Source organism: Nocardia sp. NPDC051787 (assembly GCF_040681325.1).
Lineage (GTDB): Bacteria > Actinomycetota > Actinomycetes > Mycobacteriales > Mycobacteriaceae > Nocardia.
Genome location: NZ_JBFAYO010000015.1, coordinates 175,405 through 181,468 on the forward strand (window position 1 = coordinate 175,405; position 6,064 = coordinate 181,468).

The window sequence follows — 6,064 nt, forward strand, 5'->3', positions numbered from 1 at the left end:
CCCTTCTACTTTGTCGCTCATGCGGCGTCTCCCTTGCCAGCGGGTCCGGTGGCCAGACCGAGCTCACGCTCACGCATGACCGTGTAGATGCGCGCGATCTCGTGACGGACGACGCGCAGGCGACGGTTGTTGTCCAGCTGACCCGTCGCCATCTGGAAGCGCAGGTTGAACAGCTCTTCCTTGGAGTCGCGCAGCTTGGCAACCAACTCCTCTTCGGTGAGCTCGCGGAGCTCTGCGGCCGGTGTTCCGGTAGCCATCAGAACTGCTCCTCCCTGGTCACGATCCTGCACTTCATCGGGAGCTTGTGCATCGCGCGGCGCAGGGCCTCACGAGCGGTCTCCTCATTCGGGTAGCTCATCTCGAACATGACCCGACCGGGCTTCACGTTCGCGACCCACCACTCCGGCGAACCCTTACCCGAACCCATGCGGGTCTCGGCGGGCTTCTTGGTCAGCGGACGATCCGGGTAGATGTTGATCCAGATCTTGCCGCCACGGCGGATGTGGCGAGTCATCGCGATACGCGCCGACTCGATCTGCCGGTTGGTGACGTAAGCAGGCTCCAGCGCCTGGATGCCGTACTCGCCGAACGCCACCGAGGTGCCGCCCTTGGCCATGCCGGAACGGCCCGGGTGATGCTGCTTGCGGTGCTTCACCTTACGAGGCATCAGCATGCGTCAGCCCTCCTGTGTCTCTGCCGGAGCATCGGCCACCGCGGTGGCGGCGCGCCCGGCCTCCGTGCTGGTCGCCGTGGTGCCGGAGGAACCGGACCGACGCGGGCGGCTCGGCCGCTCCCGGCGCGGACGCTCGGGCGCGGCGGCAGCGGCGGCCAGCTCACGCTTGCCACCGACGATGTCGCCCTTGTAGATCCAGACCTTCACGCCGATGCGACCGAAGGTGGTCTTGGCCTCGTAGAGGCCGTAGTCGATGTCGGCACGCAGCGTGTGCAGCGGCACCCGACCCTCGCGGTAGAACTCCGAGCGCGACATTTCCGCGCCACCGAGACGGCCCGAGCACTGCACGCGGATGCCCTTGACGTTCGGCGAACGCATGGCCGACTGGATGGCCTTGCGCATCGCGCGACGGAACGCCACACGGTTGGACAGCTGCTCCGCGACGGCCTGCGCCACCAGCTGCGCATCCGACTCCGGGTTCTTGACCTCGAGGATGTTCAGCTGCACCTGCTTGCCGGTGAGCTTCTCCAGCTCGGCGCGGATGCGGTCGGCCTCGGCGCCGCGGCGGCCGATCACGATGCCCGGACGCGCGGTGTGGATGTCCACCCGGACACGGTCACGGGTGCGCTCGATCTCGACCTTCGAGATGCCCGCCCGCTCCATGCCGGTGGCCAGCAGCTTGCGGATCGCGACGTCTTCCTTCACGTAGTCCGCGTACTGCTTGTCCGCGTACCAACGCGACTTCCAATCGGTGGTGATACCGAGGCGGAAGCCGTGGGGGTTGATCTTCTGTCCCATTTACTTTGCCCCTCCCTTCCGGCGGTTACGAGTGGATCCACCGGCGGTGGGGATGCTCTCGACCTCGATGGTGATGTGGCTGGTGCGCTTGCGGATGCGGAACGCACGGCCCTGGGCACGGGGCTGGAACCGCTTCATGGTGGCGCCCTCGTCGACGTAGGCCGTCGAGATGACCAGGGTGGCCGGGTTCAGGCCGAGGTTGTTCTCGGCGTTGGCCGCAGCGCTGGCGACGACCTTGGCGACCGGCTCGCTCGCGGCCTGGGGCGCGAACTTCAGCAGGGCGAGGGCGTCCTCGACGCGCTTGCCGCGGACCATGTCCACGACACGGCGCGCCTTCATCGGGGTGACGCGAACGTACTTGGCGGTCGCGCGCGCAGTCGGGTTCTGAGTCTCAGTCGTCATCGCCGCTTGCTCTTCCGGTCTTCCTTGACGTGGCTCTTGAACGTCCTGGTCGGCGCGAACTCACCGAGCTTGTGCCCGACCATGGACTCCGAGACGAACACCGGCACGTGCTTGCGGCCGTCGTGGACGGCGAAGGTGTGCCCGATGAAATCGGGGATGATGGTCGAACGACGCGACCAGGTCTTGATGACCTGCTTGGTGTTCTTCTCGTTCTGCACGTCCACCTTCTTCAGGAGGTGGTCGTCGACAAACGGGCCTTTCTTGAGGCTGCGTGGCATTTCTTACCTCCTCCTTCAGCGCTTCTTGCCGGTCTTGCGACGGCGGACGATGAGCTTGTCGCTCGGACGGTTGGGCTTGCGGGTGCGGCCTTCCGGCTGACCCCACGGCGAGACCGGGTGGCGACCACCGGAGGTCTTGCCCTCACCACCACCATGCGGGTGGTCGACCGGGTTCATGACGACACCACGGACCGTGGGGCGGCGACCCTTCCAGCGCATGCGGCCGGCCTTGCCCCAGTTGATGTTCGACTGCTCGGCGTTGCCGACCTCGCCGACGGTGGCGCGGCAGCGCACGTCGACGCGGCGGATCTCACCGGAGGGCATACGCAGCGTGGCGTAGGGGCCTTCCTTACCCAGCAGCTGGATGCTCATACCGGCGGAACGAGCCAGCTTGGCGCCGCCGCCCGGACGCAGCTCCACCGCGTGGATGGTGGTACCGGTCGGGATGTTGCGCAGCGGCAGGTTGTTGCCCGGCTTGATGTCGGCCGTCGGGCCGGACTCGATGCGGGTGCCCTGCGTCACGCCCTTGGGGGCGATGATGTAGCGCTTCTCGCCGTCCACATAGTGCAGCAGCGCGATGTTCGCGGTCCGGTTCGGGTCGTACTCGATGTGCGCGACCTTGGCCGGGATGCCGTCCTTGTCCAGGCGACGGAAGTCGATCAGACGGTAGGCACGCTTGTGGCCGCCACCGCGGTGGCGGGTGGTGATCCGGCCGTGGGCGTTGCGGCCGCCGGACTTGGACAGCGGGCGCAGCAGCGACTTCTCCGGGGTCGACCGGGTGATCTCGGCGAAGTCCGAGACGCTGGCGCCACGACGGCCCGGCGTTGTCGGCTTGTACTTACGGATTGCCATGAGTTCTTCTCTGCTTTCTGGAATCCCGGGCGCTTACGCGACCGGGCCTCCGAAGATCTCGATGGGCTTGCTGTCGGCCGAGATGGTCACGAGCGCGCGCTTGGTGTTCTTGCGCTTGCCGTAACCGAAGCGGGTCCGCTTGCGCTTGCCCTGACGGTTGGCGGTGTTGACGCTGGTCACCTTCACACCGAAGACCTTCTCCACGGCGATCTTGATCTGCGTCTTGTTGGAGTCCGGGTGCACCAGGAAGGTGTAGGTGCCTTCCTCGATCAGTCCGTAGGACTTCTCCGAGATGACCGGCGCCAGCAGAATGTCGCGGGGGTCGGCGATGGTGGTCACTTGCTCTCCTCCTGTGCAGCCTCGGCCGGGCCGTGCACGAACGCGTTGAGCGCCTCGACGCTGAACACCACGTCGTCGCTGTAGAGCACGTCGTAGGTGTTGAGCTGGTCCGGAGCGATCGGGTGCACGTTCTGCAGGTTCGCCAGGCTCTTCCACGCGGCGACGTCCTCGCGGCCGACCACGACCAGGAACTTCTTGCGGTCCGACAGCTCGGCCAGGAAGGTCTTGGCGGTCTTGGTGGACGGGGTCTGACCGGCCACCAGTTCGGTGATCACGTGGATGCGCTCGTTGCGGGCCCGGTCGGACAGGGCGCCACGCAGAGCGGCGGCCTTCATCTTCTTGGGCAGGCGCTGGCTGTAGTCGCGCGGCTGCGGGCCGTGCACGGTGCCACCGCCGGTGAACTGCGGCGCGCGGGTCGAACCCTGACGGGCGCGACCGGTGCCCTTCTGCCGGTACGGCTTCTTGCCGCCACCGCGCACCTGGCCACGGGTCTTGGTCGCGTGGGTGCCCTGGCGGGCCGCGGCCTGCTGGGCCACGACGACCTGGTGCATCAGCGCGACGTTGGCGGTGACGTCGAAGATCTCCGCGGGGAGCTCGACGGTGCCGTTGGTCTTGCCGCCGATCTCCTTGACCGGCAGCGTGAGGTTGGCCTTCTTCTCGAGGCTGGTCATGCGTGCGCACCACCCTTCACGGCGCTCTTGACGATCACGACGCCGCCCTTGCGACCCGGGATCGCTCCCTTGATCAGCAGCAGACCGTTCTCGGCGTCCACCTTGTGCACCGACAGGTTCTGCGTGGTGACCCGGTCGTTACCCATCCGGCCCGACATGCGCATGCCCTTGAACACGCGGCCGGGGGTGGCGCAGCCACCGATCGAACCCGGGCGGCGGTGCACCGCCTGCGCACCGTGCGAGGCGCCCTGACCACGGAAGCCGTGGCGCTTCATGGTGCCGGCGAAGCCCTTGCCCTTGCTGGTGCCGGTGACGTCGACGTAGCTGCCCTCTTCGAACACGTCGGCGTTGATCTCCTGGCCGACCTCGAAGGTGGAGGCGTCCGCGACGCGGATCTCGGCGACGTGGCGGCGGGGCGTGACACCGGCCTTGGCGAACTGGCCGGAAACCGGCTTGTTCACCTTGCGCGGGTCGATGGCACCGAACGCGACCTGGACGGCGCTGTAGCCGTCGCGCTCCTCGGTGCGGATCTGGGTGACGACGTTCGGCCCCGCCTTGATGACGGTCACGGGAACGACGCGGTTCTTGTCGTCGAAGACCTGGGTCATACCGAGCTTGGTGCCCAGGATGCCGGCGGCCGGCCTGCTCTTGTTGTCAGTCATTTCTCGAGTCCCCGTCACTGAATGTTGACGTCGACGCTGGCCGGCAGGTCGATGCGCATGAGCGCGTCCACCGTCTTCGGCGTCGGGTCGAGGATGTCGATAAGGCGCTTGTGCGTGCGCATCTCGAAGTGCTCGCGCGAGTCCTTGTACTTGTGCGGCGAACGGATGACGCAGTACACGTTCTTCTCGGTGGGCAACGGCACCGGGCCGACGACGCGTGCCCCGGTGCGGGTCACCGTCTCCACGATCTTGCGCGCCGATGCGTCGATCGCCTCGTGGTCATAGGCCTTGAGCCTGATGCGGATCTTTTGTCCCGCCACGCTAAGTGTCCTTTTCTCCGCTTTCCTTCGTGATCCGGAAGCCGGCTAGCCAGCTATCTGGACCACCCTCAATTTGCACAGCCCGAACACACGAAGACGTCTCAGTCGAGAGACCGCGACCGGGCATGCCCGGTCCTCGCCGCTGTTCATCTGTCATGGTTCTCCGGTCCACGCGGTCGGGCGTGTCGCCCGTCCGCTCATTCCTCGGCTCTGGATCGCAAAGCATCTCAGGCCTGGAACACTGTCCCGGACGTACCCACGCCAGAATCCCGGCGAGGTACACGATGGGGTACTGCTCGCCCTGCCCGACCACCCGTTTCACAGGGAAACAGACACGGCCCGGTGCAAGGCAACCCGAACAGTATGCCCGACGCCCCGCCGACACTTCAAATCAGGTGCGCACAGTGAACTTACTTGCGAGTAAGATATCGCCCATGGCGAACGAGACCGCGACCTATCGCGGCTGGAAGAAGCTGCCGGACAACCGGCTGGGGCACACCCTGTTCTCGCTGGGGATGGTGGCTCGGGTGCCGTACTTCGGCACGGTGCTGCCGAACGTGGTCCGGCTGGAACCGGGGCTGTGCGAGGTGACCTCGCCGAAATGGTTCGGCATCCACAACCATCTGGGCACTTTTCATGCCATCGCGGCGTGCAACTTGGCCGAGGTCGCGATGGGCATGCTGAGCGAGGCGACCGTTCCCGCGACACACCGGTGGATTCCGAAGGCGATGAATGTGCAGTACCTGGCCAAGGCGGAGACCGGTCTGCGCGCGGTCGCGAAGCTGGCGCAGGTGCCCGACTTCGCGACCTACGCCGAAGGCCGCGAGCTGGTGGTGCCGGTGTCGATCTACGACAAGCACGGCCTGGAGGTCGTGCACGCCGACATCACCACTTGGGTGACACCCATATAGCCGAGATGGCTGCCGATCGGGTCAGCGCCAACGCAACGACCCGGCCAAACCCCCGCTTTCGAGCGCAGCGAGACCGTGCATTGCCCGTTCGCGGCCCGGGGGGGCGCGCCGCGGGGCCGCCCGCCCCGCCGGCCAAGGGCCCCCCGGGGGGGCGGCGC

General features: G+C 66.8%; 11 protein-coding genes. 1 reads left to right on the forward strand and 10 read right to left on the reverse strand.

Annotation, left to right across the window (positions count from 1 at the left end; translation table 11 throughout):
• Window positions 1-17 precede the first annotated feature (17 nt).
• The 10 genes from rpmC to rpsJ are packed head-to-tail and all read right to left on the reverse strand — an operon-like array spanning window position 18 to window position 4,995.
• Window positions 18-257: a 50S ribosomal protein L29 gene (gene rpmC / locus AB0M45_RS18195; RefSeq protein ID WP_040864843.1), complete on the reverse strand. Its 240-nt coding sequence runs from the start codon at window positions 255-257 to the stop codon at window positions 18-20.
• Window positions 257-673 carry a 50S ribosomal protein L16 gene (gene rplP / locus AB0M45_RS18200; protein WP_067464324.1) on the reverse strand — a complete coding sequence of 139 codons (417 nt, stop codon included), beginning with the start codon at window positions 671-673 and terminating at the stop codon, window positions 257-259. Before rplP ends, rpmC begins: the two co-directional genes overlap by 1 nt.
• A 3-nt stretch (window positions 674-676) precedes the next feature.
• A complete protein-coding gene (gene rpsC / locus AB0M45_RS18205) occupies window positions 677-1,471 on the reverse strand; it encodes a 30S ribosomal protein S3 (protein WP_364329914.1) in 795 nt (264 codons plus the stop codon).
• Window positions 1,472-1,873, reverse strand: coding sequence for a 50S ribosomal protein L22 (rplV, locus tag AB0M45_RS18210; protein WP_364329917.1), 402 nt, complete (start codon window positions 1,871-1,873; stop codon window positions 1,472-1,474). It lies immediately after the preceding gene.
• Complete coding sequence (gene rpsS, locus AB0M45_RS18215; protein ID WP_195129049.1) at window positions 1,870-2,151, reverse strand: 30S ribosomal protein S19; 282 nt, start codon at window positions 2,149-2,151, stop codon at window positions 1,870-1,872. Before rpsS ends, rplV begins: the two co-directional genes overlap by 4 nt.
• A gap of 15 nt (window positions 2,152-2,166) precedes the next feature.
• Complete coding sequence (gene rplB, locus AB0M45_RS18220) at window positions 2,167-3,003, reverse strand: 50S ribosomal protein L2 (RefSeq protein WP_364329921.1); 837 nt, start codon at window positions 3,001-3,003, stop codon at window positions 2,167-2,169.
• A 33-nt stretch (window positions 3,004-3,036) separates the two neighbouring features.
• Window positions 3,037-3,342, reverse strand: a complete 306-nt coding sequence (gene rplW / locus AB0M45_RS18225; protein ID WP_011207266.1) for a 50S ribosomal protein L23 — start codon at window positions 3,340-3,342, stop codon at window positions 3,037-3,039.
• On the reverse strand, window positions 3,339-4,013 hold the full coding sequence (rplD, locus tag AB0M45_RS18230; RefSeq protein WP_364329925.1) for a 50S ribosomal protein L4: 675 nt from the start codon (window positions 4,011-4,013) through the stop codon (window positions 3,339-3,341). The genes rplW and rplD overlap by 4 nt, the downstream gene beginning before the upstream one ends.
• On the reverse strand, window positions 4,010-4,675 hold the full coding sequence (gene rplC, locus AB0M45_RS18235; protein WP_364329928.1) for a 50S ribosomal protein L3: 666 nt from the start codon (window positions 4,673-4,675) through the stop codon (window positions 4,010-4,012). Before rplC ends, rplD begins: the two co-directional genes overlap by 4 nt.
• Window positions 4,676-4,689: 14 nt before the next feature.
• Entirely contained in the window at window positions 4,690-4,995 is a 306-nt protein-coding gene (gene rpsJ, locus AB0M45_RS18240; protein ID WP_003938093.1) for a 30S ribosomal protein S10, read from the reverse strand.
• Window positions 4,996-5,429: 434 nt separating this feature from the next.
• Here rpsJ and AB0M45_RS18245 point away from each other — a divergent pair, with 434 nt between their 5' ends.
• Window positions 5,430-5,906 carry a hotdog fold domain-containing protein gene (locus tag AB0M45_RS18245; RefSeq protein WP_364329933.1) on the forward strand — a complete coding sequence of 159 codons (477 nt, stop codon included), beginning with the start codon at window positions 5,430-5,432 and terminating at the stop codon, window positions 5,904-5,906.
• Window positions 5,907-6,064: the final 158 nt, after the last annotated feature.

Excerpts from the sequence above, each read along its gene's own strand:
- rpmC (WP_040864843.1), bottom strand. The coding sequence starts at position 257 with ATGGCTACCGGAACACCGGCCGCAGAGCTCCGCGAGCTCACCGAAGAG.
- rplP (WP_067464324.1), bottom strand. The coding sequence starts at position 673 with ATGCTGATGCCTCGTAAGGTGAAGCACCGCAAGCAGCATCACCCGGGC.
- rpsC (WP_364329914.1), bottom strand. The coding sequence starts at position 1,471 with ATGGGACAGAAGATCAACCCCCACGGCTTCCGCCTCGGTATCACCACC.
- rplV (WP_364329917.1), bottom strand. The coding sequence starts at position 1,873 with ATGACGACTGAGACTCAGAACCCGACTGCGCGCGCGACCGCCAAGTAC.
- rpsS (WP_195129049.1), bottom strand. The coding sequence starts at position 2,151 with ATGCCACGCAGCCTCAAGAAAGGCCCGTTTGTCGACGACCACCTCCTG.
- rplB (WP_364329921.1), bottom strand. The coding sequence starts at position 3,003 with ATGGCAATCCGTAAGTACAAGCCGACAACGCCGGGCCGTCGTGGCGCC.
- rplD (WP_364329925.1), bottom strand. The coding sequence starts at position 4,013 with ATGACCAGCCTCGAGAAGAAGGCCAACCTCACGCTGCCGGTCAAGGAG.
- rplC (WP_364329928.1), bottom strand. The coding sequence starts at position 4,675 with ATGACTGACAACAAGAGCAGGCCGGCCGCCGGCATCCTGGGCACCAAG.
- AB0M45_RS18245 (WP_364329933.1), top strand. The coding sequence starts at position 5,430 with ATGGCGAACGAGACCGCGACCTATCGCGGCTGGAAGAAGCTGCCGGAC.